Here is a 24,766-nt window from a genome sequence, read left to right as displayed (position 1 = left end):
CAATAATAAAACTCAAAAATAAGGGTTATTTAAGGGGTTATGAAACGTATTGAGTCCCAAACTGTTGACTTGCTTCGATGAAGGAGTTATTTTTGTGTATGGTCTTCGAGAAAACCATTGGTCAAGTTGTAAACGAAAACTACGTGTACGCACGAGCACTACACTACCTAGGTGTAGACTTTTTTGAGGCACCCGAAAAAAAACTTAAGGAGATCTGCGAAGAAAGGGGATTAAGTAGAGAGCAAGTGATAAATAGCTTTTACCTTTTTGATTCATGTCATCGTTTTAGTTTTTCTGAGCTTAAAAAATATCCAATTGAGCTCTTGACTGAATACTTGAAACACAGCCATCATATTTTTATTAAAGACAAACTCCCATTCATTGTTCATTTAGCAAAAAAATGGGAGCAGGATGAAATTCTAAAAAATGTTCTTCCTGAATTTGTTGAAGACTTCATTCAGCATATTTACGAAGAGGAAGACACTACATTTAGATATATCCAATTACTTGCTGACATCAAGAATGGTAAGGAAAGAGCTCCGTTTAGCAAATTGATAACGTATAGGAAATATTCTCTTGAGCACGAATTTGCTGAACATCAGGAAGATGACGAATTTGGAGCAATCAGAGAAATTGTTTCTAGTATTTGTCCAGCAAGCTTGCATGGTAGAGTACTTATCAGTGAAATGAAAGCTTTTGATCGTGAGATGATTTATCATGCTGAGATCGAGAATACTATTTTCTTTCCGAAGGCCATTGATTTAGAAAAAGAAGTTCACAAAAAAATCAAAGTACTTAGTACACTCAATTGATGCCAAGAATATTGGCGATAGACTATGGAGCCAAACGAACTGGTTTGGCGGTCACAGATCCAATGAGCATTATCGCTTCCGCGCTAGATGTTTTACCTAGCCATACGTTGGAGGAGTTTCTTAAGTCGTATTTTCAAAAAGAAGAAGTAGTACGGGTTGTTATTGGGATGCCCAAAAATACCGATGGAAGGGATACGAATGCGACACCATTGGTTCAAGCATTTATTAACAGATTCAAAAAAGTATTTCCTTCGATGGAATTAGTTTTGCACGATGAGCGCTTTACATCTAAAATGGCAATGGATGCCATGATTGCTGGGGGGATGAAGAAGAAAGATAGAAGAAACAAAGGAAACGTAGATAAAGTAAGCGCCACAATAATTTTACAGTCGTATTTAGAGAGTATTTCATGATTTTTCCAATTGTATTGTACGGAGATCCTGTTTTGAAAAAGAAAGCTGCAGAGGTAGCCGAAGGAGATGATTCCGTAAAAGAATTTGTAGAACACATGTTCGAGACCATGTATGCTGCGCAAGGTGTGGGCTTGGCCGCTCCACAAGTAGGACAGTCTCTAAGAGTTTTCGTGATAGATACTACTCCTATGGAGGACGAAGATGAGGGAGGAATAAAAGGAATAAAGAAAGCTTTTATCAATCCGGTGATGATTGAAGAGTTGGGAGAAGAGTGGGCTTTTGAGGAGGGGTGTTTAAGCATACCTGGTATACGTGCTGATGTGAATAGAAAACCAACGATCAAGATTGAATATTTTGATGAAGATTGGAATCTACAGGAAGAGACATTTGATGGTATGAAAGCTCGTGTGATTCAGCATGAGTATGATCATATTGAAGGTAAGCTTTTCACTGATTACTTAACGCCCTTCAAGAAGCGACTAATAAAAGGCAAACTTGCAAATATCAGTAAGGGTAAGACAGATGCTGAATATCGGGTGAGAATACCAAAGACATGAATAACTTGAATGTCTCATTGATTCAGGCTAATCTTCACTGGGAGCAGATTGATGCCAATCTGGCCATGTTCGAGGAGAAAATTTGGTCGATAGATAAGACAGATCTAATTGTGCTGCCTGAAATGTTTACCTCAGGCTTCTCAATGAACCCTGAGAGCCTTGCTGAACCTCCTGGAGGTAAGACGTTTAGATGGATGCGTCAAATGGCCGGTCAGAAGCAAGCAGCTATTGTTGGGAGTTATATTGTCAAGGAAAAGAATAGCTTTTACAATCGATTACACTTCGTTTACCCCGATGGCTCTTCACAACATTATGATAAAAAACATCTTTTCAATCTTGCAGACGAAGGGGAGAATTATACAGCTGGGTCAGAACGATTGATTGTAACGTATAAGGGATGGAGAATTTGTCCATTGATATGCTATGATTTGAGATTTCCTGTATGGGCTCGTTCCCAGAAGTCTAAGGAAAGACCATATGAGTACGACTTATTACTTTATGTAGCTAACTGGCCTGATACTCGAGTGAATGCTTGGGATACCTTGTTAGCCGCCAGAGCAATCGAAAACTTATCCTACACTGTTGGAGTGAACAGAATAGGAGTTGATGCTTCCAAAAAAAGTTATAACGGTCATACAGCAGCTTATTCCGCTTTAGGAAAACAACTTGCTTTTTCTAGTGCAGAAGAGATTATGAACGTTGAACTCTTGGCACAGGAACTATTAGATTATCGTGAAAAATTCCCTTTTCAATTAGACGCTGATGGATTTGACCTAAAGTAAAGTCTACTTCACGACTATTTGACGATAAAATCTAACATTTCATTTCCAATGGAGTTTAATACAATGTGAAAGCATTACTCCCATTATTCTTATCTGTTTTTCTATTCAATTTCGGATGGAGTCAGTCATTAAGTGAAATCAGATCCGAATTTCATGCAGCAGTAAAAACCCCGGATACTTCGAAAGACTTCCACAAGTTTATCTCTGAAATAGAGAACCCAAACTCAACTGCGAAAGCATATCAGGCGGTATCGGAAGCCTTATTAGCCCAAGTACTTTGGAATCCGTTTTCAAAGCTGTCTCAGGTAATGAAATATGATAAGATCATGAAAGAGGTAGTAGAGAGTGATCCAACGAATGTGGAAGTTAGATTTCTTCGCCTTGCTATCGAATTTAATCTTCCTTCATTTTTAGGAATGAGCACACATTTAGAAGAAGATTTAAATAAAATAGTGAATAACCTGTCCAATATTTCTGATATACAGGTAGATCCCATGTTTGGCAAATACATTTTCTACTTCTTAGAAGATACCAAACTATGCAGCGAACAACAGCTTCTACAAATGAAGCAGAGTTTTAATAAAGTAGCACTAGCTACTGAGGCGGACTAAGGTTTAGCTCTCCTCAAGAGTTCTATATAAGATTTTTCTGTTTTTTTAAATGTTTCAGGTGAAAGTAATGTTGGTGCTTATTCAGATATTGATTAGTGATCGGCTTTATTTAGTTGTCATTTAGTATAACAGACGTGACTCTATTATTAATTGCCCTTTCTATAGTTGTCTTCTCATTTTACTTTCTATTTAGGAAGAAAAACTCCTTTAGAGCATACGAAACACCGCAGAAATGGAAGAAAATACTTGAGAGTAAAATTGATTTCTACAGTCAGTTGTCAACTGAAGATCGTTTGAAATTTGAAATAGATATCCAAAGGTTTTTTGCGACGACAAGAATAACGGGAGTTAAGGTTGATGTAACCATTGAGGATCGTTTGCTAGTGGCCAGTAGTGCAGTAATACCTCTTTTCGGCTTTCCTTCATGGGAATATAGCTTCCTTGATGAAGTTCTTTTGTATCCTTCATCTTTTGATCGAAATTTTAATATTGGTAGTAAAGAGGAAGTCATCACCGGGATGGTGGGAAGTGGGGTGATGGAAGGTAAAGTGATTCTATCTAAGCCTTCTTTGCATGCAGGATTTAACAATGGAAATGACCGAAAAAATGTGGGGATTCATGAATTTGTGCACCTCTTTGATAAGGAAGATGGATTAATTGACGGAATCCCGCCAGGCTATGAATCCAAGGAATACACTCTTCCTTGGATCAACACCATTCGAATAAAAACCAAAGATATTGTAGCGAATAGATCAGATATAGATGGATATGCTACTACCAACCATCAAGAGTTTTTTGCAGTGGCTAGTGAATACTTTTTTGAGCAGCCGCGCCTCTTGAAAAAAAAGCACCCTGAGTTATATGAATTGCTTGTCAGCGTTTTCAATCAGGATTTGGCAAAGGGAAAAGTTTTGCCAGTTCAGTATAAAAAACAGATTGGGAGAAACTCACCTTGTCCATGTAGGAGTGGAAAGAAGTTTAAGAGATGTTGTATTGAGTGAGAATTTAAATTCCAAGAGAATTAACTTAGATGGATTAATCCTTTATAAAGGAAAGACAAATCCATTGTCTTTAAGCTTTTCGTAGACCTTTTTATCAAACTTATATAAGAAAGCCGCCCGATGAGACATACCTTTTGGTTGCTCATTTAGCTTGATAAGTAAACCCATTTTTAGAAGTTTCTTTCTGAAGTTTCTTGTATCCAATTCACTGCCCATTTTAGAGTTTTCAACCACTGATTGTTACTTTGTTTTGGAGGTCTCCTCTTGTAGATGGAATCAAAGCATGAAAAAATTACACTCATTACACTATTTGCCGCTAAAAACTAATGCTCGATTTAGTACGAAAAGAATAGGATATCTATTGTTCACTTTCATTTCATGTGTATAGGATTTGTTTTTCAATCGCACACATGGAATTCGCGATAAACATTCATACGGCGGTTGGTATAGGTTCGCCTCCGAATCTTTATGCTCATTTCATGCGTCATTTTACCTGCTTCGTCTATGGTTTGATCCATGTAGGGCATTTGTAGATAGGCGTTTTTTAAATAATTGGTAAGAGCGTCTTTACAATTGTGATGAATTATTAATAATAACTCCATGATTAATCATACTTCAAGCAAAAAATCCTCCCAGTCGTTTATTTTTCAAATTATTATTTACCTGGCACTCACCTTTGTGATGCTAATACAGCCGGTAAGTGTCCATTCTCAAGTTCCACCCGCTCCTACGGGATTGACCACCACTACTATCTCAAACAGTACGGTGGCGCTTAATTGGACAGATAATGCGAGCATTGAAACAGGATTTAAAATAGAAAGGTCTCTGAGTGCAGATAGTGGGTTTGAGTCATTCGCCATACTGCCAGCTAACACAACATCATTGTCGGATGCTAATTTAGCCGCTGGCACGACCTATCATTATCGGGTAAGTGCCATCACCGATACAGAAGAGTCAGCATACTCAAATGTTGCTGATGCGACCACAAGCATCTCAGAAACAGCACTTCCTTACTACTGGAGTTCTATGGATGTGGGCTCCCAACGTCTGGAAGGGTCTGCAACCTTTGAAGATGGATTTTTCCAGACTTCCGGAAACGGCAGAATGACCACCACATCAAATTCTTTTCATTTTGTTTACCAGCCCTTGCAGGGAGATGGTGAGATCATTGCGCAGCTTACTCGGATGCCAAAGGCTAATTGGGATCATCAGGGAGTGATGATTAGAGAAACGTTGGATCCTACAGCTTCTTATGCGATGACTGAGCTTTATCGAAACAATAATGCCGCAGTTTTCAAGGGTCGTAGCAATGGTGAATTCATATATATCGAGGATGATTCAGAGAGATTTGATATCCCACTATGGTTAAAAATGGAGCGATTGGGAAATACATTCATAGCCTCCGTAAGTAAAAATGGAAAAGACTGGAATGAAATTCACAGACAGACGATCAGTATGGGGGAGAATACCTTTGTTGGCCTGGTTTCTCATGCCAGTACGGATGACAAAAGAAGTACCGCCACCTGGAGAGATGTGTCTGTTTCAAACGGCGCATCAACCATAGCAGCTCCTAGGCTTGCGGCCAGTCCCAGCCCCACTGATGAAGCCATTTTAAGTTGGAGTGACAATTCTGCCAATGAAACTGGATTCCGTATAGAAAGAGCCATCAAAGGCGATACAATCATTTTTGAAGACCTGGCAGAAGTAGGGCCAAACGTTACATCCTACACCGATGACGGATTAACACTTGGCGTAACCTATTTTTATCGCGTAAGAGCCCTTGTCGATGATTTAGCTTCTTTTCCAAGCAATGAAGAGAGAGTAAACATTCTAAAAATCAAGAATACGACTCTTTACCTTCAGCGGTTAGCGGGAGATTATGACAAGACCACTTTGAATAATGTTGTCACTGTTTCGACCAACGCGGATACCATCAATAATGTCTTTAGACACCCTGGGATGATTGGTAAGCAAATAGACGTTTCTCTGGCTGAAGAATTCTCATCACTTAACGGTACTTTATCTCTAAAAATAATGCCCAATACACAAGGGCAAACGGTGGAATTTTTCACATCCGGAGTTCTCAATATCAGTCAGGTACAAGATCAACTTCGCATTACAGCCAATGGCATAGAGAATATTTATGATGTAACATTGGATTCAGTCACATGTAATCACCTATTGTTCAGGTTTAACAACGGAGTGATGTCTCCGTATGCGGATGGCGTATGGTTCGATGATGTCAATGTAGGTTCTTTTAACATGAATTCATTTTCCCTTGGGGAGTTTAACGGAAATTTATGGGATGTTCAAGTGGTCAACGATCAAATAATCGATGAGATTGTTCACGACCTAAGTGCTAGATGTACGAGCGAGGTAGAGCCGCTCAGACTTCCTTTTGGAACAAATAGAAGATTTCGTCATTGCGGCACCTATAATTGTCTTTGGCTAACAGAAGAATCTCAACTCGATAAAGGAAGGAAGCGTGCTTACCTAAGGGCACAAGATATTGCTTATGATAAGAATACGTTTGATATTGGGATGTACCAGCATTCAGACTTGGATGAATGGGTCAACCGTGAACGAAATATACCATCCGAAGGATTTGATTATTTTGGCCTCAATAACATCTTCAGCAAAGAACAGGGCAATACCTCTTATTGGCTGCACGAGAATTTTCATTCCTATCAAGTGCCCTTAGAAAAAGGAGGAAAGTGGCTGGCAGAAGCTTCCGCTAACTGGGCCACCTGGAATTATTACAAAGAACCCTTAAGAGGTATCGCTAGGTATACATTGGACCCACATCTGGGAATCCTTGAATCACAAGCTGGAGAACCATTTGCAAGATTTTATCAGAGCTCTATCCTACTTTCCTACCTTACTTACTTTGTTTCTGATGAAGCATTTATGGGGAGACTGTACAATACGCGATCAGTTGAACAAAATGCAGTTAACGCCATCAACACGCTGCTGGCAGAAGAGGGGCATGATTTCGATCAGATATTTGCAGAATTTGCCGCACGTACGGTTGTTTGGGACTATACCGATTCACAGATAAGTGAGGACTTTAAAGAAAGCGAGCGATCTTCCATTGCACAAGGGTCAGTAGACAATAGGTTTGGTGATGTCCTCACAGAAACAGGCACCTATGGCGTTTTTACGCGTCCCCTTGAAGCGTTTCTGCCAAGTACATTTTATGCTTGGAACACCCACAAAATTGACTCTGCAGCAGCATCAACGTATACCCTAAAGTTGACAGGAAGTACAGATAACGTTCAGGGGACTGAGTTTGTCGGGAAGGTGGTAACAGGCACTTCAGGATCATATACATACCATGACATACCCGTCAGTAGTTCAGTGGCCTTAGGCGTTGGAGAAGCACAAATCGATATTGACGTAAATGCTGGAGAGGAGCTTTATCTGTTGGTCGTGACTACCTCAAGTTCATCTACTTTTGGCAATCTTGCAAACTATCAGTACGCAATCAAATCAAGCGTGCATACGCTCCCAAATGATCACATGCTAACATTTGAGTTAGACGAAGAAACTCGCAGAGCCGTCATTGATCATGAAAACCTAACGATAAGCGCAGAGGTTTTGAGAGGAACGAACCCCACAAGCCTGAGACCGACGATCACCTTATCCGATGGAGCTACCAGTGATCCGGCGGTCGGTGCCAGCGTCGATTTTACAAACCCCGTAACCTACAATGTAACGGGCCCGGGAGCAACCACTCCTAAAGAGTGGATAGTGAGTGTAGCAGTGGTTCCTCCACGCACAGGTACTGATTTTTTAACTTTTGAACTACAGGATTTGGTGCCCTTTTCTTCCATCGATGAGCAAAAACATATCGTCTCGGCCAATCTGATAAATGACATAGATCTGACGAATGTAGTGCCTGTATTTACGCTATCAGATGGTGCCACAAGTGAGCCTGCTAGTGGCGTGGCAGTGGATTTGTCCAGCCCAATTACCTACACCATCACAGCAGAAGATGGAACAACTACCCAGGCATGGGTGGTCAGTGCGCAAGACTTTGATCCTTTCATCACCACCTGGAAGACCGAATCCAACAATGAGGAGATCAGCTTATCCTTTAGTGGTCAGGATATATTTGATTTTGATTATATATGGAAAAATGCAAACGGTGACAGGTTGGCTAGTGGATCTTTTTCTAATCAAACTGACGGTAATACACTCGCTGTGAATTTTTCATCACCAGGTAATTACTCGCTCGAAATCATAGGGGCATATCCAAATTTCAGAAATGTTCAATTAGCTAAACTCGTAGATGTCAATCAGTGGGGAGATATCCAATGGAAACAGATGGCTTTGACCTTTGCAGGATGGGAGGGTGAAACATTTAGTGCCACAGATCAGCCGGACCTTCGAAAGGTCACCTCTATGTTTGGTACGTTCAAAAGTGCCGAAAATTTCAATGGAGACCTAAGTCAGTGGGATGTGAGTAACGTTACTGGCATGAGTGATATGTTTAGAGATGCAAAAGCTTTCAATGGCGATTTAAGTCAATGGGATGTCAGTAAGGTTACCAGCATGGAGGAAATGTTCAGAGGTGCTATCGTATTTGATAGTGACATTTCACGGTGGGATGTTAGCAGTTTGACCAAAATGTATCGTATGTTTTTTTCTGCGAGATCATTTGACAGGAGTCTGGGGTATTGGGATGTAACCCAGGTCAGCGAAATAATTGAAGCGCTTCCTTCACTATCCACGCTCAACTATGATCGTACATTGATTGGCTGGTCGAAACAGGATGTAAGATCAGATGTTATCTTAGAAGCAGGAAATAGAAAATTCTGTGCCAGCGAAGAGGCCCGTGCCTATCTGATCAATGAAAAGGGCTGGAAGATCACAGATGGTGGAATAGACTGTCCCGAAGGCGGTGAATCAAACATTGTGTTTTTTGAACTGGACGAACAACTCAGCTCAGCGATCATAGACGATGAAAATCACACCATCTTTTTGGAAGCTATAACAGGCAGTCCGATTACAGCGCTACGTCCTAAGTTGATACTTTCGAGAGGAGCCACAAGTGTCCCTGCAAGTGAGACTGAATTAGACTTTACTGAACCTGTGACCTTTACCGTTACAGCACTAGATGGGACAACAACTCAGGACTGGGTGGTGACCATAGAAGTTGTTGAAATTCCGTTGGCTATCGAAAATCAAACGGAAACAATAAGGTGCTATCCAAACCCAACGCTAGATGGATATTTCATTATTGAGTCTCCATCAGTTTTTGATCCAGAGGTAGAAGTAAAGCTCTACAATTTATCAGGATCAGAAGTTCGATTTAAGACTTCAAAAATAGACGGAAGACGTATGTCTGTTTCTTTCGATGGTCCTAGAGGAGCATATATTGCTCATATTAGATCTAATGGTAAAACACAAGCAATCAAAGTTTTGAAGGAATAGCTAATCCTTTTGATTTGGTATTGTAATAAATCCTCCATGCGTATTGTGTGGAGGATTTTTGATATACAAATTTTTAAATTCACAGGGACTACCCAAGCACTATGCAATCTTTGTCTTATTTGAAACATTTCAATGCAATCGCAAATGATGCTACTGATCTCTTCAAAAACAGTCTGTGCTATGAATATCCCTGTTAGAAGACTTAGGTAGGTAATTGTTAGGAAAGTTCTAACCCTAATAATCGGTAGTGAGATTAGTAGTATAAGATAGAAAAGGATGTTGACCCCCTAAAATGAAAAACCTCTCATACAGTATGTATTCGGGGTTTTATGCAGAGCCTGCCTGCCGCAGGCAAGGCGGAGGGATTATTTACATGATCCCTAACGTGGAATCTGATGCAATCCAAGCCCTTCTCATTTCATTCGAAGAGTGATTTTATTTTCTCACTCATTCAAGCAAGCTTGATTCGTTCTAAAATAAAAAAACCCTGATGGAAACATCAGGGCTTGTGCTGCAGAGGCGGAGGCTTTTGAACCTTTGTATTATGGCAGGCAGGAATATATCATAAAACACTTCACAAACGCATTTAATTACCTTTTCAGGTGTACGATCACTTGCTTACATTCACTAAAATCTAAAATTGTTTTCCCCTTGGTTTACCCCTATGTATATTTGGGTATGTCTACGGTTAACTTTTTCCTAAAAGATTCTAAAGCTAAGAAAACAGCTATCACAGCTCTAATTGTGGATGGTCGAAACTATAGGAAAAAGGTTTACACAGGGATTTCAATCAACCCAAAACACTGGAGCAAGAATAGGAAAAGGGTATTATCATCTGAACCTAAAGCTGTTGCTTATAATAATGATTTGGATAGAATAGGAGGATTATTAGAAGATTCTTATCGGAAGGCTAAGAGAGAAGGGATAGAAGCCACAACCGAATATTTCAAATCAGTATTAGAGCCAGCAAGGGTAAGAGTTTTAAGTTCTTGGGAAATTTATGATGAATTCTTGGAAGCGAAGAAGTCTATACCAAGTAGTTATGAGAAATACGTTACCCTGAAAAAATACCTCAATGATTTTGAAAAATTCCGAAGGAAGAAATTATTAATAAATGATTTTGATCATATAGTACTTGAAGAATTTCAAAACTACTTTCTTAATCACACGGAACTTAAAAATGGTAGTATTAAGAGGTATTTTGGTTTTCTCAAATCCTTTTTAAACTGGTCGCTATCAAGAGCGTATCTGGAGAATCGTAATTTCCAACTCTTTAAGCCAATTAGTCAGCCTGATACTTTGAAGATTATTCTGACAGATGAGGAAATCCAGAAAATTATTGATACAGATCTTGGAGAGAAAAAATATTTGGCGAATGTTAGAGAACTTTTGATTCTGTCTTGTGATACAGGTTTAAGGTTTAGCGACTACACGAGAATAGATATACAACATATCAAGAAGGATGAAGATGGTGATCTAAATCTTGCACTTAGAAATAAGAAGACCAATCATTTGATTTGGCTACCTCTTCTGACAAAAAGATCTGAGAAGATAGTTGAGAGGATTATTGATGGGGAAATAAGACCAATCTCGAATCAAAAGATGAATGATTATGTAAAAGAACTTGGAATGCTTTGTGGTATAGATGAGCCGTTTGAAATTGACTCGTTTAAGGGGAAGAAGACCATTTCAGAGGTTAAACCAAAATATGAATTGATGTCTACTCATATCGGTCGAAGAACCTTTGCTACAAAGTACTACCTACAAGAAGTTCCTGCTGAGATTATAATGCATTACACTGGACACAAGGACTATAAAAGTTTCCTTCAGTACATCAATATTCCGAAGCGGAGCTATAAGAATTTAATGAAGAAAGCAACAGCAGATATTCCGATTATGAAGGTTTCGAAAAAGCTGGCTATTAGGTGATGGAGGAAGATTCAAATTTGAATATGAGACTCAAGGCTGAGTTTGAATTAATAGCATACCTCAATCAGTATCGTGAAGATGGTATTGAATTTAAGTTCTATGATAAATCAGAACATCAAATTAATGAGGCAGAGGGGTTTCCAGAAACAGCAAGAGTTGAATCTTATAAAAGTGATGAAAATGTAGATGCAGCATTAATAAAGAGATTCATTGACAGAAGATGGCAGGAAAGAAAACTACTTAATTTTTACAAGGATTTTGTATTAGAAGAGATCGAATTGATTCAAAGATTACATCAAGAATTGAAAGAGCATGGACTTGCAGCTGATTATGAATGGAAGTATAAACCAGTTCTCAAATTTCTGAAAGAGGAAATAACAGCTAATACCAGAAAGGTCGAAGAAAGTAAAGGTCGAAGAACGGCTTTTGAAGTCGCCTTAATCCAATTCTATTCTGGGAAATTAATAGACCTGAATAAGGGGAGTGAGTTCTATTTTGAAAAGGTGGCACAAGAGTTAAATGGTCCATCAAGCAGAAGACTATATCAAACTTACCTCGATGTTTTAGACAAAGGGTTGAGAACTATAGCATCCTTTAAAAACGATAAGCTTAACCATTACGCAAATAGAAATAGGTTAAAAGAATTCAATCGAGTAATTGATTTCCTTTCTCAAAGTTCAGTAAATACATTAAAAGCAACTGAAGATCGAGACGAATTTCAACGAAATGCAAAATTGTAACATCGTTGTAACATGTTAACCTAAATCTACAGATATACCCTTGCATCATTACGAATCAAAATGAATGATGTGATGGAAAACGAAAATCCCTTCCAGGTTTTATTTAGAAAATTAACTGATATCGAAGATTTAGTCCTGGAACTAAAGCATAGCAACGGAACTGATGATGTTAATGTCAATGAAGACTTTACTCGATTGTCTCGGAAAGAAATATGCGATGTGTATAACATAAGCTTAGGAACACTTCATAAGATGATGAAGTCAGGAGATCTTCCTTTTGAGAAAATTGGAAGGAAGACGCTGTTTAAGCTTCATGAAGTTGAACAGTATTTCCAGTCAAAAAATATCCATCATGGGTAAAAAGAAAAGAAAAAGAGCTGTTCAACTATCAATCCTTAATAGAGAATTAAGGGAGCTAAATAAGGTTTTAAAAAATCCCTATACTGACCCGGAAACTAAGCAATCAGCAAACGCTGCAATTAAGAAAGTGATTCAAAAAATTCAACAAAGAGACACTTAGAAAAAGCTTAGCACAACTTGTTTAGTAGGAAGCAATCAAGTCATAAAAACTACTTCGGGGGAATACAGTTCGTTCAGTGTGGGAGAATTTGGTTCAAGTCCGATACCCACATCATCAAAAAAACTTTCAACAGGGGCTTGAAGTAAAATAAAAGAGAAACCTCAGCGACGTGGCTGACGAAGTTATTTTTGCTCCTTGATCTTGGGGTTAGGGGGCTCGATTTCCTTGCTCAGAAACTTCAAAAGTTATTTAATCCAACCCTTTCTAATTCCAATTGCAACCATGTGCGCAGAATTAGTAGCATCAAAACGGCGGAGCATATCCAAACGGATAGAATCAATAGTTCTTTTGCTATTACCAAGCTGTTTAGCAATTTCATAACTATCCAGTCCATCAGCTATCAACTGCAAAACTTGACCCTGCCTTTCCGTAATTGTTTCGCTTGGTTTTACCCTTTTTTTCTCTTCCACAGAGATAATGATAGGCGATAACAATAATTAAGTATTTTAGCATAAGTATATATACTATAATTCTTTCATTATCATTTATGAATACACTACTTCGATTGCGTTCCCTAACTATGATTCTTATCGTTTCTATTATCGCATTTTCATCTTGCACCAACTCCCCATCTGAAACCGCTGATGCTTTGTCGAAAGAAGAGATAGCAAGAAGAGATAGTGTAAAAAGAGCTGTAATGAAATTCGTTTTGGAGGAGGATGAAAAGAAGAAAGCTGCGAAGCGGGGTGCTTTGTTAAGTATCGAAGCTTACAACTTCAGTCATGACCTTATAAAAGAACATCTGAAGGCTCCATCCACAGCTTCGTTTCCCGAACCCAATGAAGTGAAGCTTTTATCATTAGGAGATGATAGGTATTACGTTGATGGATATGTAGACAGTCAAAATGACTTTGGGGCAATGGTAAGGACTGAATATGAATGTTGGATCTATTATCGCCAAAATGAAACGGTAAAGATTGAGAATATAGATTTTAAGTGAAACATCCAACCTAAATCAATAATCCGTAGAATTAAACGATATAATTGGTTTTGATGTAGGAATCCAATGTTGAACTATTTACAGCAATGATTTTCTAAAAGATCCAAGGTACTTCGCTAACAAATTATGATACATGCCATATATGGAAGACCGTGGGTCATTCAAAGGTTCGCAGGTTTTTGAGCGTGTAACGCTGCAACGCTCATAATCTTCATTTTTGAGCTCGAAAGGTAGTTTTTGTGTTGTTGCAGTAACTTTGCTGCAACGTTGCCAGGTTAAAAGATACTTGATAAAGTATTCTGAAATGCACTGTATACGGTAATGGAGAATTTGGCTTTTCTGTAAAATTAGCTCATAAGGGTCCCATAAGTTATATTGAGGCACCGTTTAATTAGTTCACCATGGCAAAACAACCCCATATTAAACTGAATACAATTGTTCAGACTGAAGGCACAAGGGAAATGCAGTTCAATTATGGATTTAATTCAGACAAGGATGATGACGCAGAAAAGGATTACGAGTTGATGGTAAAAGTCTTTAGTGATTCTTATAAAAGATTTACAAGAGATAGAGAGGTGAGGGTAGAAGAACGAAATCCCAAACTTGACATACCAACTCACTTTGATTACATCGAAATCCTTTTTCAAGACCAGTTCATAATCGACAAGTTTCTTCCCTCATGGTATGAGGATTTTGGATTGCTTGGAGTAACCTTCACTATGTTTAATAGAGTAGGTTTATTTGTGATTGAAGATCAAGATAAGTTTGACATCCTACTAAAAGATATAGAAGGATTCATTGACAAAGAATCAGGAAAAAACCCAAATGCTGAATACAACCCGAAAGTTAAATTTATCAAAGACTTTAATCTTCTTACCACAGAACAAATTATAAGTTACGATAAACTGGGGGACCTAATGAATTTCAGGTTGGTTGAGTTTCCAGTAGGTCATGGTGAAATTTCCAGTATCTACAAAGGATTATCGAGCTATTTGCAATCAAGAAGCATTGAATTCAAATTTGTAGAATCAAGTGGTTTGCTTGAAGTACGAAATATAAGTGATGAAATAATTCAGGAGGTTGTCAAAAACTTTGATGCAATACTGAGTGTCACATCATCTTTTTCAACCGTAGTCCGACCCTCCGAGCTAAATGTTGTAGGACGTGACTATGGCTTTGAAATTTCCAACCCTGACGCTAACCTTCCAATTGTTGGAATATTAGATACAGGAATAAGCCGTGAAACTCCCTTAGATTCTATTTTGGTTAAGGACGAAGATTTCAACTTAACATCTACCAGTGTATATCTTGATAATGCGAATGATGGATATGGACATGGGACTGCTGTCGCAGCTTTGGCAGCTCTTGGTCGTAGTCCTTATGATGTTGGATATAGAGGAAAAATTGAGACGGATTGCAGGTTACTGTCTATGAAAATATTGGATGGGAACTCTGCATATCTATCATCAAGTGAAGTAATTGGTCTATTGAGACAAGCAAAACAAAAATATCCTGAAACGATCATTTTTGTTTTGACAACATGTTACCAAATACCTAAAGCAACCAACGAGGAATTTTCGTCATATGCATATGAACTTGACTTGTTCGCACATCAGACCGATAGTATTGTATTTATATGTACTGCGAATAATAATGATTCAGCAAATCAGAATGATTACAATCTAAATTATTTTGAGGTGGAGGATAGCAACTTGTGTACTCCGGCTGAAAGTATGAATAATCTTATAGTTGGTGCTTCAGCTGGTAACTTAATGAGTGACGTGTTTAATGGAATATCACCGTCACCGGAGTTTCCAGCACTTTATTCAAGGACCTGCTACATAAATCTCGAAGAGTTGTACCCAGTAAATAAGCAGAATAGAAATTTATTTAGGCCTGATGTGATATATGAAGGCGGTGATTTTGAGAAAATGGGTCCATTCATTGGAACCGGATTACAAGCGTCAATTGAATTACTATCAGCTAAACCAGAGACAGGTTACTTTCGGGATGTTGGTACGAGTTTTTCAACACCCTTAGTCGCTAATATTGCGGCTAAAATTCAAAGACAGTATCCCACACTTAAAGCTCAATCAATAAAGGCTTTAATACTAAATTCCGCATCGACTGATTTAATTCCTTTCGATAAAGAAATGGAGAACTTGAGAAGGAAGACAGTTGGCAATGGATTGGTATCAGAGATCGATGCAACACTATCCTCGGACGATCAAATAACCATTGTTATAGAGGATTCCATTGAGCCTGATAAGATGAAGCTTATTCCTGTTAATTTTCCATCCTATCTGACACAGTATAACCTTGGGAAGAAGAATGGTCTTCTTAAGATTACAGCGACACTGTGTTTTAGTTTTGAACCTGTTACTAATAACCACTTGGGCTATTGCCCATTACATATGGCTTTTGCTTTTTTCCGTAATCAGACGGGAGATCAAATACTAATGCCTGAAGCAACTCTTAAGTCAAAACTAAAGTCAAGTTGGTCCCAGAATAATCGTTTCAAGTCAAAGCCCATTCCGCCTTCCAACTCTCAGAAAATTCAATTTCTTATAGGGGTTGATGACCTAACAGATGAAAACTCTCGACTGAAGCTCGCGGTACATTGTTTATTAAATACTCAAGTTATTTCTACAGATAAATATAAAAAAGAACATGAGTTTTCGATGGCGATCACAATTGAAGAGAATTTGAAAAGCTCAAAAAAGACAGGTTTACTTTACAATGAAGTTCGTGCAATAAATGAGATAGTAAATATCGCTGAAGCAGACCTTGATGCTGATCAAGAAATTGAATTAGATAATTAATTCTATTTCAAGATAGATCGTTTTTCCTGATCTATCAACCTTTTCCATATATCGACTTTTACTTTGGGTTGAATTGATCTAACCTTTGAATCTGCAATTTCGAATAGGGTTCTTTTTATTGCGGTAATAAGTGATTTTTGAATGCTGTAATAAGATAATCCGACAGATTCCTCAATTATTTTATTGACAGACTTGGGTTTATCAAACTTAAACTTCCCATTCTTTAAAGTAACATCAATCAAACTTTTGATTTTCTCTTTATCAGGTAATGGGAATTCAACACTCAAATCAAATCTCCTCATAAGAGCTTCATCAACCATTTCTCTCTGATTAGTTGCTGCTATTATCATGCTGCTTTGAGGTAAGTAATCGAACAACTGCAAGATTGTGTTCACTACTCTTTTCATTTCACCATGATCTTGGCCATAGTCTCTTACCTTTCCCAAGGTGTCAAACTCATCAATGAAAATAATGCAATCTTCTACAGCTGCACGTCTGAATATCTTAGTAAGATTTTTACTTGTTTCTCCTAATTTAGAAGATACTATAGCACCAAGATTTACCACAATCATCATTTTGTTTAACTCACCTGCTATTACGTATGAGGCGAGTGTTTTACCACAACCTGAAGGTCCATGTAATAATACCTTATTCGACACAGGCAAATCATATGAATTTAGCATATCAGATGCCTGATGTTCTTTAACTAAGAATTGTAACTGCTCTTTGATTTCTTGGCTACCTATTAAGTTATCAAAGGTGTAATCGGAAGTAAGTTTTTCAAGAATAAGATCTCCTAATTCTCTTTCAGCAACTCTTGATGAATGAATTTCAGAGCCAACTTTTGTCAAAACATTGGTTTTTTGATGATGAATAGCTTCTTTAAGTATTGACTGAAGCTGAATTGCAAAATTCAGTTTTTTGGTCTTCTTAGAGTGTTTTATTAGGTCATTCAGAGTATCAAGTAATCTTTCTTGATCATTTTCAAGACCGTATTTGGCAATATCTTTGATATAACTGTGCTGGCTCATTCTTATTTACAAAATAATGAATATTTCCTGAATTAGTTCCTAAAGATTTGCAAATCTTCACCCCAATCTAATCCTCCTCCCAACTCAATCGAGTTAAACTCCAGATGGATTACACGACGATTCTTGTTATTAGTTGTCTTTGAGGAGGCATGCAGAATTAATGGCTTCATGAAATGAATACCACCAGCTCTTACCTCACAGATTGCTGGAATGCTACTTTGAGTAATCAGAGATATTTCTTCATCGCTAAGTCTTTTCTTATGTGATCCAGGAAGGACTTTCAAAGCACCATTTTCATCAGTTGTGTCGTCAAGATGGACCCGAATAGTGATCGTATCATGGAGCACTTCTTTCGGTGGCTGCACACCAAAGAAATCTTCTTTCTTTGTCCAGTTATCATACCCCTCTATATCTTTCTTCTCCTTGACATTAATGGTGGTGTCCTGATGCCAAGTGACATACCAATTTGATTGTGCTGGCTTATCAAAGTAAATGGCTTTGGTGAGGAATAGATCTGCTTCAAACTGTGAAAGTATCTTCTTAAGATTTCCATTCAAGACAATGTGTTTTAAATCTGGAATTTTACCAAGTAGATTTCTGATCGCGTAAACTTCCTTTGAGTTACCTGGATTTTCTGTTTTAAAGTGGTGAAGTATTGACCCCATCTTGGCCACTTCTTTCTTAGTGTAGACGTGGTGGGTAATCAGATGACCTTTCGATTCAAGTTTCTTACTGAAGTATCGAATACTATTATCGCTTAACTCAGTATCATATAGATCTATTGAATGGGTGAGTCTCTCTTTGATTTTTGATCTCAGACGACTTGGAGAAATGACTTTCATTGTATCTCCATAAGAGAGTATCTCCTTCTCTAATTCAAAATTATGCTGAACCTTGATTGAGATAAGAATGCCTTCCCTTGTTCTCTCAATAACCTTTTGACTATGATGAAGAGGCTTTGTAATGACATAGGGTGCATGCATGCCATACACGAAAAGCATCACTTCTCGTGGCTCTTCACCAACGTTCACGGTTGCTCCAATCACATCTCTGAAATGATTGGAAAGATCATAGTTTTCAAAGTAGATTGCTGGAACTTCAAGATTCTCAATTTCCAATATTCTATCCAGAGCGAGCATCATGAAGTTGGCTGATGCTTTTTTCTTGCCAAGCACAAACCACCTATTTCTCCATTCCTTCAGAAGTGCAGGATGAAATTCAAATGTTCCGGGAGTCCTTGCTTTAAATGATTGATAAGTGACTCGGATTTTATTCCGCTTGGAAACTGCTTGAAAAATTGGATCGATGTATTCTAATCCCTTGAGGTTTTCGTTCTTTTCAAGATCAATGATAGGTCGTTCTTTGGTCTTAGATACATGTATCTTGTCCTCAAGCTTCTGAACCATTCCGCTCAATTCCTGAAAATGGGTGAACCCTTTAAATTGTTTAAGGATGTCTACCACTTCAGTGAGCTTACCTAAATCTTGATCAGTAAGCGGGATATTGGTTATAGAATAATCAGGGTCTGAGTAGGTGTAATACTTCTTCTCTTCTACAATAATTGGTGCATGATACCCAAGTTTGTCGCTGCGCATCATTTGGATATCCATTTGCACGGTTCTTCTGCTAACCCCTTTATCTATCCCTTCATAATCATAAAGAGCTTCTGAGCAAGCATCAATAAGATCTTCCAATGTCCATTTTCTATGCCTGTTTCTAAGACAGTTATCAATGGTTTTGTATCGAACTAATGCATTTCGGTTTACTGGCACAGAGAATTTTTTTTATAAAAAAATAGAAAAAATATTTACTACGCAAAAAGACTGCGCAGTAGTGGTTCAGCTTTGAATCATGATTGAAGCACAAATGGTGCAAGATGCCCCCTCCACTCCTTGTATAGGATGGAGGGGTTTTGAAAAACTGAGGAGATAACGGAGGTTGTTTGCCTGCCTTGGACGCAGGAGGTCGGAGGTTCGAATCCTCCTTCTCAGACGAATAGTTCTTTGATATGTTGGGGGTGCGCCGAAGCTGGAGAGTCGGGCCAGACTGTAAATCTGGTGCTGTTAGCTGATTAGGTTCGAATCCTAAGATCCCCACATGATGATAAGCCCCTGTAGCTCGAATGGTAGGGCACAGTAAAAAGTAGATGACTGGTTGCAAAAAAAAAACTGGTTTCTGGAAGACTGAAACGAAGTTAAAAGCTCAGTAGGTCACAGCACCGAATGGCCTCTCAAAAGAAGCTTAGTAGGGAAGCGCGTTTCCAGTGCATACGGGTTCAAATCCCGTCGGGGGCTCAAAAGATGTTCTTTAAATATTGAAAATATTGTGCTTTAGCACTAAAAATCTTCCCCTAAAGGGAAGCGTGGAAAAGCTGAAGGTATTGAGACCTGGTGAGAGTTTCTGTATAACTCCACAGTGTCCCTATGGATCGGGATATGCTGCTCAAGCTGGAAGTTGTTTTCTCACCTTGCAGGACGAGGGTTCGACTCCCTCTCACACTTTAGAGTGTGATAGTTCAGTGGTTAGAACAGCAAGAATTGTGGGTTCGAATCCCACTCTCAACTGTTAATTGAGATAGTGTAACTGGTAACACGCCGGATTTAGGTTCCGTTTGAAGCCGCCATCTTCTAAAACATGGTACCATTCTGAAAGCAGAATAGGCTTAGCCTGCGAAGTAGTCTTCGGATTACGAGCAGTCTGGAGATGTCTTGAATTAGTGAGGATACCGTTTGAAAAGACATGTTACTTTTCTTAAGGCAGACACTGAGTAACGTTGATCACATATGATTAAAGTGAAAGGATGATCACCCATAAGAAAACTGATTGACTCGATTCATTCTGAATCATAATTCCACATTCGAAAGATGGCTTAGTCTACGCTGCTTTCTACTTATGAATTTTTAATCTATTAAATATAAATGTGATGAAAAGGATCAGAATTAATGCTGGTAAAATTGGCTTAGTGTTTAGAAAAGGTGATTACAAAAGAGTAATCTCTGAGGGGATTCATTGGATAAAGCCATTTGAAACAGTCGTAAAGTACGACTTGTCAAAGCCATTCTATCCTTCAATCGAGCTTAATGTGCTTTTGAGGGATGAGAAGTTGGTAGAACACTTTACAATTGTTGAGGTCGGCGATAACGAACTTACTATTCAATACGAGAACAGCAACTTTAAAGCCGTATTGACTCCAGGTAGGTACACTTTCTGGAAAGGGTTGACTGAGTATTCCTTCGTTAAAGTAGACTTAAGTAAGATTGAGATCACTGAAGCGATCGATCTCTTATCAATCAAGAGAAAGGAATTAGTGCCTTATGTGAGAGTATGCAAAGTCGACTCTTATGAAAATGGAGTGTTGTTTGTCGACAATAAAGTCGATAAGATTTTGGGACCAGGAGAATACTACTTCTGGAAGAATGCCAAAGAGGTATCCGTCTCAAAAGTGGACTTAAGGCAATTGCAATTAGAAGTGTCTGGTCAGGAGATTTTGACCAAAGACAAAGCAGCCTTGAGGATTAACTTCTACACTCAATACAAGGTGGTAGATGTGACAAAAGCAGTAGTCGATAACAAAGACTATGAAAAGCAATTGTACATCTTCATGCAGTTTGCTTTGAGGGAATTCATTGGTACTTTGACATTAGACGAATTGTTGGAAAACAAGGAAGCGATTACCAAGTATGTATTGAGTTCTTTGAAAGGTAAAGCTGATAAACTTGGAGTTGAGATTAGAGGATGTGGTGTCAGAGATATCATCTTGCCGGGTGATATGAAGGAGATCATGAACCAAGTGTTGATTGCGCAAAAACAAGCGCAGGCAAATGTGATCACCAGAAGGGAAGAAACAGCTTCGACAAGGAGCTTGTTAAACACCGCAAAGTTGATGGAGGATAACGACATGCTGTTCAAATTGAAAGAGATGGAATATGTCGAGAAAATTGCTGATAAGATTGGAGAGATTACTGTTTCCGGTAACGGACAGATTGTCGACCAATTGAAAGGAATTTTTACTCCAGGCAAGTAAATGGTAAGGAGATGCGTATTAACATCTCCTTTTTTTTATAATAATTTTAACTACGCAAAAACACTGCGTACTTAGTGTTTTCCTTTGGATCATGGAAGAAAATAAAACACATGTTACAGGCGAAGAATTAATCAAGTTGGGTTACCCTGAAGGAAAGGCCATTGGCGTTGCTATTGAGGTAATTAATTCAAGCGAGATTGAAAATGTTAAAGGCTCCCTTCAAGAAGTGTTGGCAAAACCTGAAGATTTTGTAGATCACGAGGTGTTTGCTCCAATTGCAAAAGAACTTATAACTCCTATTGAAACGGTCTTGCCACTTCGGGAGACTCCAGATTTGTACAAAGTCTATGGAGCTGAGGGAATCGAGCAGGGAGCACTAAATCAAATAGAAAATGCAATGCGGCTCCCTATTGCCAAAGCAGGAGCATTAATGCCAGATGCACACCAAGGGTATGGCTTACCTATTGGAGGAGTTCTGGCTACTGAAAATGCAGTTATTCCATACGGAGTTGGTGTTGATATTGGGTGCAGAATGTGTATGACAATCTACGATATTCCTGAGTCGATTTTAGTTGATAGAAAAGAAGATCTAAAGAAGATGCTTGTTCGAAACACCAAGTTTGGGAAAGCGACTTTCAAAAAACCAAAAGACCATGAGATTTTAGAAGACAGCCTGTTCAATGAGATCAGAGTTGTTGGTGACCTAAAAGATAGAGCGGCAATGCAAATAGGATCTTCAGGCGGAGGTAATCATTTCGTTGAATTTGGAATAACTGAAATCGAAGATGAGAATAATGAATTTGGATTAGCAACAGGAAATTACTTAGCTGTCCTTTCTCATTCAGGGTCAAGAGGATTTGGAGCAAACATTGCAAAACATTACACAAAGCTTGCAATGGAAAACTGTAAGCTACCCGATGAAGCAAGGCACCTTGCGTGGCTGGATTTAGATACAGAGCTTGGGCAAGAGTATTGGTTGGCCATGAATCTTGCTGGAGAATATGCTTCAGCATGTCATCACCAAATCCACGAGAGAATGGCTGTTGGACTAAGAGCTAATCCTGTAACAATGATTGAAAACCATCACAACTTCGCTTGGAAGGAGAAGGATAGAAATGGTGATGAGATCATCGTTCACAGAAAAGGTGCAACACCTGCTGGTAAAGGAGTCTTAGGTATCATTCCAGGATCTATGACTGCACCGGGATTTATTGTTAGAGGTAAAGGAGATGAGGCATCAATTAACTCGGCTTCACATGGTGCAGGTCGAGCAATGTCTCGGACTCAAGCTAAGAACACTTTGGACAAGAACACCGTGATAGATCACATCAATGCAGCCAAAGTTGAAGTAATTGGTTCTGGATTAGATGAAGCACCGATGGCTTATAAAGACATCGAGAAGGTAATGGAGTCTCAAAAAGACTTAGTTGATGTTGTTGGTTCGTTTCAGCCTAAGATTGTAAGAATGTGTGGTGATGAAAAATTTCATGAAGTGGACTGATATGGAACCAATTCCAAGAACTTATGAAATCCTTGCTTGGAAAGTATTCAATAGAAGTGTTGATGAAAAATGGGCTGATTGGGCAGTAGAGATGATGCAGGCAGGCTTTGAAACTGAAAGCTTGTCTATGCTTGCTCTACTCGAAAAGCCTTACAATCAGTTTGAGTTAAAAGAATTGACCGATCGAATATTGGTTGAACTTGGGTTGAGTTACGAAGACAATGAGACTGTAATTCGAAATTATGCCACTTATTTAGTTGATCTTGGATTAAAGGGAGAGAAGGAACTGAGAGTTTTATTAAGTTCATTGAGAGACATCTACTATGCTTCAGATTACAATTCTGAATACTTAGATTTTTATCTTCTATCGTATGCTAAAGAGGATTTGGAGTTTGATGAATTTCAATACTACTGGAATGATGCTGACCGGACCAATATTGACGAGGAGATATTGAAAGTTTTTAGGAAATGGAAAGATGAAAGCGCTATTGATGACCAGAAGGACTAAGAAATGAACCTATTTGAATACTTTGATTTCCTTTATTCTCATCGACTAACTGGAAATCAGATTGATAAGGGAATACAAGTTGTATTAGGAAATTTTCCTATGGAGAGTCCTGTATTCTCAGTTCAGTTGTATCACGAAAGTCATCTATTGACTATGCTTTATGATGCGGACAAAACTTTCTTGTTTCTTGCTGAAGGTACGTTCTTTTTTTGTGCCTACTATAATTTTGAAGATGATATTCCACTTGGTAGGCTTTACTTTATTTCAGAGAAGGATATGGGAAAAATGTCCAATACAGCCTTGAGATTGAAAGACGGAGGTTTCGATCTTCCGTTTCTGATGCACAAAGAATTTGATGACTTAATCAAAAAGGATGAGGCATCATTGAGAGTTTCTATTTATAAGAAAAGGCAAGAAGAGGAAAACAAGTTTTACAAGGGTTGGGTAAATGGAAGAGTGAAATCGACATCTATTGACCAAGGGATTTACATTAAAACCAAGAATTGTGTGATCTGTGGAGAAGATGTTTCAATGTTTGCTTCAAGTACTATGGCTAATAATCTTTCAGGGATAATGGTTGGGTTTCATTTGTGTCAAAAACACTTTAATGAAGCCACTCTACATGGCAATTTTCTCGACTATTTGAATAAAAAATTCAAAGTGGAATCTAGATTAGAAACTAGAAAACTAACCAAAGATGAGGTCATTTTTTCAGCTCTATTAACATTAGATCAGGAGCTTGATTGTACAGTAGTTTCTATTAAGGGGAACGCCATAACTGCAAAACGAAGACTAAGTTCATTCAAGTTGATTCTAAGACTAGATTCATTAATGAATTATGGTTATATGATTTTTGATAAATCTGGAAAGCAGATAGCTCGATTTGATTCAGCAGATCATCATAACGTGGAATATGGACCTGATCATTTACATCCAGACCTTTCCACAAAGAAAGTTGAATCTAGTTTCACAATGGGTGCCCCAGAAATAGATCACAAAGCCATTCTAATAGTCTTAACTTTTCACGAAAACATGACACAGCGAGATGCTAGCAATTGATTCTCAAGTGTATTTGACTG

At 38.4% G+C, this 24,766-nt stretch carries 21 protein-coding genes and 3 tRNA genes; 21 read left to right on the top strand and 3 right to left on the bottom strand.

Annotation, left to right across the window (positions count from 1 at the left end):
- Nucleotides 1–77 precede the first annotated feature (77 nt).
- From ABJQ32_13050 to ABJQ32_12995, 12 genes are all read left to right on the top strand, one after another.
- Nucleotides 78–812 carry a hypothetical protein gene (locus ABJQ32_13050; GenBank protein MEP5290570.1) on the top strand — a complete coding sequence of 245 codons (735 nt, stop codon included), beginning with the start codon at nucleotides 78–80 and terminating at the stop codon, nucleotides 810–812.
- Nucleotides 812–1,225 carry a Holliday junction resolvase RuvX gene (ruvX, locus tag ABJQ32_13045; protein MEP5290569.1) on the top strand — a complete coding sequence of 138 codons (414 nt, stop codon included), beginning with the start codon at nucleotides 812–814 and terminating at the stop codon, nucleotides 1,223–1,225. The genes ABJQ32_13050 and ruvX overlap by 1 nt, the downstream gene beginning before the upstream one ends.
- Nucleotides 1,222–1,782 carry a peptide deformylase gene (gene def / locus ABJQ32_13040; GenBank protein ID MEP5290568.1) on the top strand — a complete coding sequence of 187 codons (561 nt, stop codon included), beginning with the start codon at nucleotides 1,222–1,224 and terminating at the stop codon, nucleotides 1,780–1,782. Before ruvX ends, def begins: the two co-directional genes overlap by 4 nt.
- Nucleotides 1,779–2,564: an amidohydrolase gene (locus ABJQ32_13035; GenBank protein ID MEP5290567.1), complete on the top strand. Its 786-nt coding sequence runs from the start codon at nucleotides 1,779–1,781 to the stop codon at nucleotides 2,562–2,564. Before def ends, ABJQ32_13035 begins: the two co-directional genes overlap by 4 nt.
- Before the next feature lie 65 nt (nucleotides 2,565–2,629).
- Nucleotides 2,630–3,175, top strand: coding sequence for a hypothetical protein (locus ABJQ32_13030; GenBank protein MEP5290566.1), 546 nt, complete (start codon nucleotides 2,630–2,632; stop codon nucleotides 3,173–3,175).
- Nucleotides 3,176–3,309: 134 nt separating this feature from the next.
- A complete protein-coding gene (locus ABJQ32_13025) occupies nucleotides 3,310–4,176 on the top strand; it encodes a zinc-dependent peptidase (protein MEP5290565.1) in 867 nt (288 codons plus the stop codon).
- A 600-nt stretch (nucleotides 4,177–4,776) separates the two neighbouring features.
- Complete coding sequence (locus ABJQ32_13020) at nucleotides 4,777–9,612, top strand: BspA family leucine-rich repeat surface protein (protein ID MEP5290564.1); 4,836 nt, start codon at nucleotides 4,777–4,779, stop codon at nucleotides 9,610–9,612.
- A 292-nt stretch (nucleotides 9,613–9,904) separates the two neighbouring features.
- On the top strand, nucleotides 9,905–10,045 hold the full coding sequence (locus ABJQ32_13015) for a hypothetical protein (GenBank protein MEP5290563.1): 141 nt from the start codon (nucleotides 9,905–9,907) through the stop codon (nucleotides 10,043–10,045).
- Nucleotides 10,046–10,290: 245 nt separating this feature from the next.
- Nucleotides 10,291–11,541: a tyrosine-type recombinase/integrase gene (locus ABJQ32_13010; GenBank protein ID MEP5290562.1), complete on the top strand. Its 1,251-nt coding sequence runs from the start codon at nucleotides 10,291–10,293 to the stop codon at nucleotides 11,539–11,541.
- Between the two features lie 23 nt (nucleotides 11,542–11,564).
- Complete coding sequence (locus ABJQ32_13005; protein ID MEP5290561.1) at nucleotides 11,565–12,281, top strand: hypothetical protein; 717 nt, start codon at nucleotides 11,565–11,567, stop codon at nucleotides 12,279–12,281.
- Nucleotides 12,282–12,353: 72 nt separating this feature from the next.
- Nucleotides 12,354–12,641: a helix-turn-helix domain-containing protein gene (locus ABJQ32_13000; GenBank protein MEP5290560.1), complete on the top strand. Its 288-nt coding sequence runs from the start codon at nucleotides 12,354–12,356 to the stop codon at nucleotides 12,639–12,641.
- Nucleotides 12,634–12,801 (top strand): hypothetical protein, encoded by a 168-nt coding sequence (locus ABJQ32_12995; protein MEP5290559.1) that lies wholly within the window; start codon nucleotides 12,634–12,636, stop codon nucleotides 12,799–12,801. Before ABJQ32_13000 ends, ABJQ32_12995 begins: the two co-directional genes overlap by 8 nt.
- 245 nt (nucleotides 12,802–13,046) lie before the next feature.
- Here the strand turns inward: ABJQ32_12995 and ABJQ32_12990 are convergent, their stop codons facing one another.
- Nucleotides 13,047–13,271 carry a helix-turn-helix transcriptional regulator gene (locus ABJQ32_12990; protein ID MEP5290558.1) on the bottom strand — a complete coding sequence of 75 codons (225 nt, stop codon included), beginning with the start codon at nucleotides 13,269–13,271 and terminating at the stop codon, nucleotides 13,047–13,049.
- A 77-nt stretch (nucleotides 13,272–13,348) separates the two neighbouring features.
- Between ABJQ32_12990 and ABJQ32_12985 the strand changes: the two genes are divergently transcribed.
- Both ABJQ32_12985 and ABJQ32_12980 read left to right on the top strand, forming a co-directional pair.
- Nucleotides 13,349–13,801: a hypothetical protein gene (locus tag ABJQ32_12985; protein ID MEP5290557.1), complete on the top strand. Its 453-nt coding sequence runs from the start codon at nucleotides 13,349–13,351 to the stop codon at nucleotides 13,799–13,801.
- A gap of 401 nt (nucleotides 13,802–14,202) precedes the next feature.
- On the top strand, nucleotides 14,203–16,623 hold the full coding sequence (locus ABJQ32_12980) for a S8 family peptidase (GenBank protein MEP5290556.1): 2,421 nt from the start codon (nucleotides 14,203–14,205) through the stop codon (nucleotides 16,621–16,623).
- A 2-nt stretch (nucleotides 16,624–16,625) separates the two neighbouring features.
- Here the strand turns inward: ABJQ32_12980 and ABJQ32_12975 are convergent, their stop codons facing one another.
- Together ABJQ32_12975 and ABJQ32_12970 are read right to left on the bottom strand one after the other, a co-directional pair.
- The gene (locus tag ABJQ32_12975; protein ID MEP5290555.1) at nucleotides 16,626–17,654 is read right to left on the bottom strand and encodes an ATP-binding protein; all 1,029 of its coding nucleotides are present in this window, start codon (nucleotides 17,652–17,654) and stop codon (nucleotides 16,626–16,628) included.
- A gap of 32 nt (nucleotides 17,655–17,686) precedes the next feature.
- The gene (locus ABJQ32_12970) at nucleotides 17,687–19,426 is read right to left on the bottom strand and encodes a WYL domain-containing protein (protein MEP5290554.1); all 1,740 of its coding nucleotides are present in this window, start codon (nucleotides 19,424–19,426) and stop codon (nucleotides 17,687–17,689) included.
- Between the two features lie 148 nt (nucleotides 19,427–19,574).
- Here ABJQ32_12970 and ABJQ32_12965 point away from each other — a divergent pair.
- From ABJQ32_12965 to ABJQ32_12935, 7 genes are all read left to right on the top strand, one after another.
- Nucleotides 19,575–19,646: transfer RNA gene (locus ABJQ32_12965), tRNA-Pro, on the top strand.
- 21 nt (nucleotides 19,647–19,667) lie between these two features.
- Nucleotides 19,668–19,750: transfer RNA gene (locus ABJQ32_12960), tRNA-Tyr, on the top strand.
- 408 nt (nucleotides 19,751–20,158) lie between these two features.
- Nucleotides 20,159–20,219 (top strand) — tRNA-Ser (locus ABJQ32_12955).
- A gap of 358 nt (nucleotides 20,220–20,577) precedes the next feature.
- On the top strand, nucleotides 20,578–21,678 hold the full coding sequence (locus ABJQ32_12950) for a slipin family protein (protein MEP5290553.1): 1,101 nt from the start codon (nucleotides 20,578–20,580) through the stop codon (nucleotides 21,676–21,678).
- Nucleotides 21,679–21,769: 91 nt separating this feature from the next.
- Complete coding sequence (locus ABJQ32_12945; protein ID MEP5290552.1) at nucleotides 21,770–23,179, top strand: RtcB family protein; 1,410 nt, start codon at nucleotides 21,770–21,772, stop codon at nucleotides 23,177–23,179.
- The gene (locus ABJQ32_12940) at nucleotides 23,154–23,687 is read left to right on the top strand and encodes a hypothetical protein (GenBank protein ID MEP5290551.1); all 534 of its coding nucleotides are present in this window, start codon (nucleotides 23,154–23,156) and stop codon (nucleotides 23,685–23,687) included. The genes ABJQ32_12945 and ABJQ32_12940 overlap by 26 nt, the downstream gene beginning before the upstream one ends.
- 3 nt (nucleotides 23,688–23,690) lie before the next feature.
- On the top strand, nucleotides 23,691–24,746 hold the full coding sequence (locus tag ABJQ32_12935) for a hypothetical protein (GenBank protein ID MEP5290550.1): 1,056 nt from the start codon (nucleotides 23,691–23,693) through the stop codon (nucleotides 24,744–24,746).
- The last annotated feature ends 20 nt before the right edge of the window (nucleotides 24,747–24,766 follow it).

The sequence above is a fragment of the Marinobacter alexandrii genome (assembly GCA_039984955.1).
Classification (GTDB): Bacteria; Bacteroidota; Bacteroidia; order Cytophagales; family Cyclobacteriaceae; genus Ekhidna.
The sequence above is the reverse complement of the archived record's forward strand: the minus strand, read 5'-3'. Positions and strand labels throughout refer to the sequence as shown.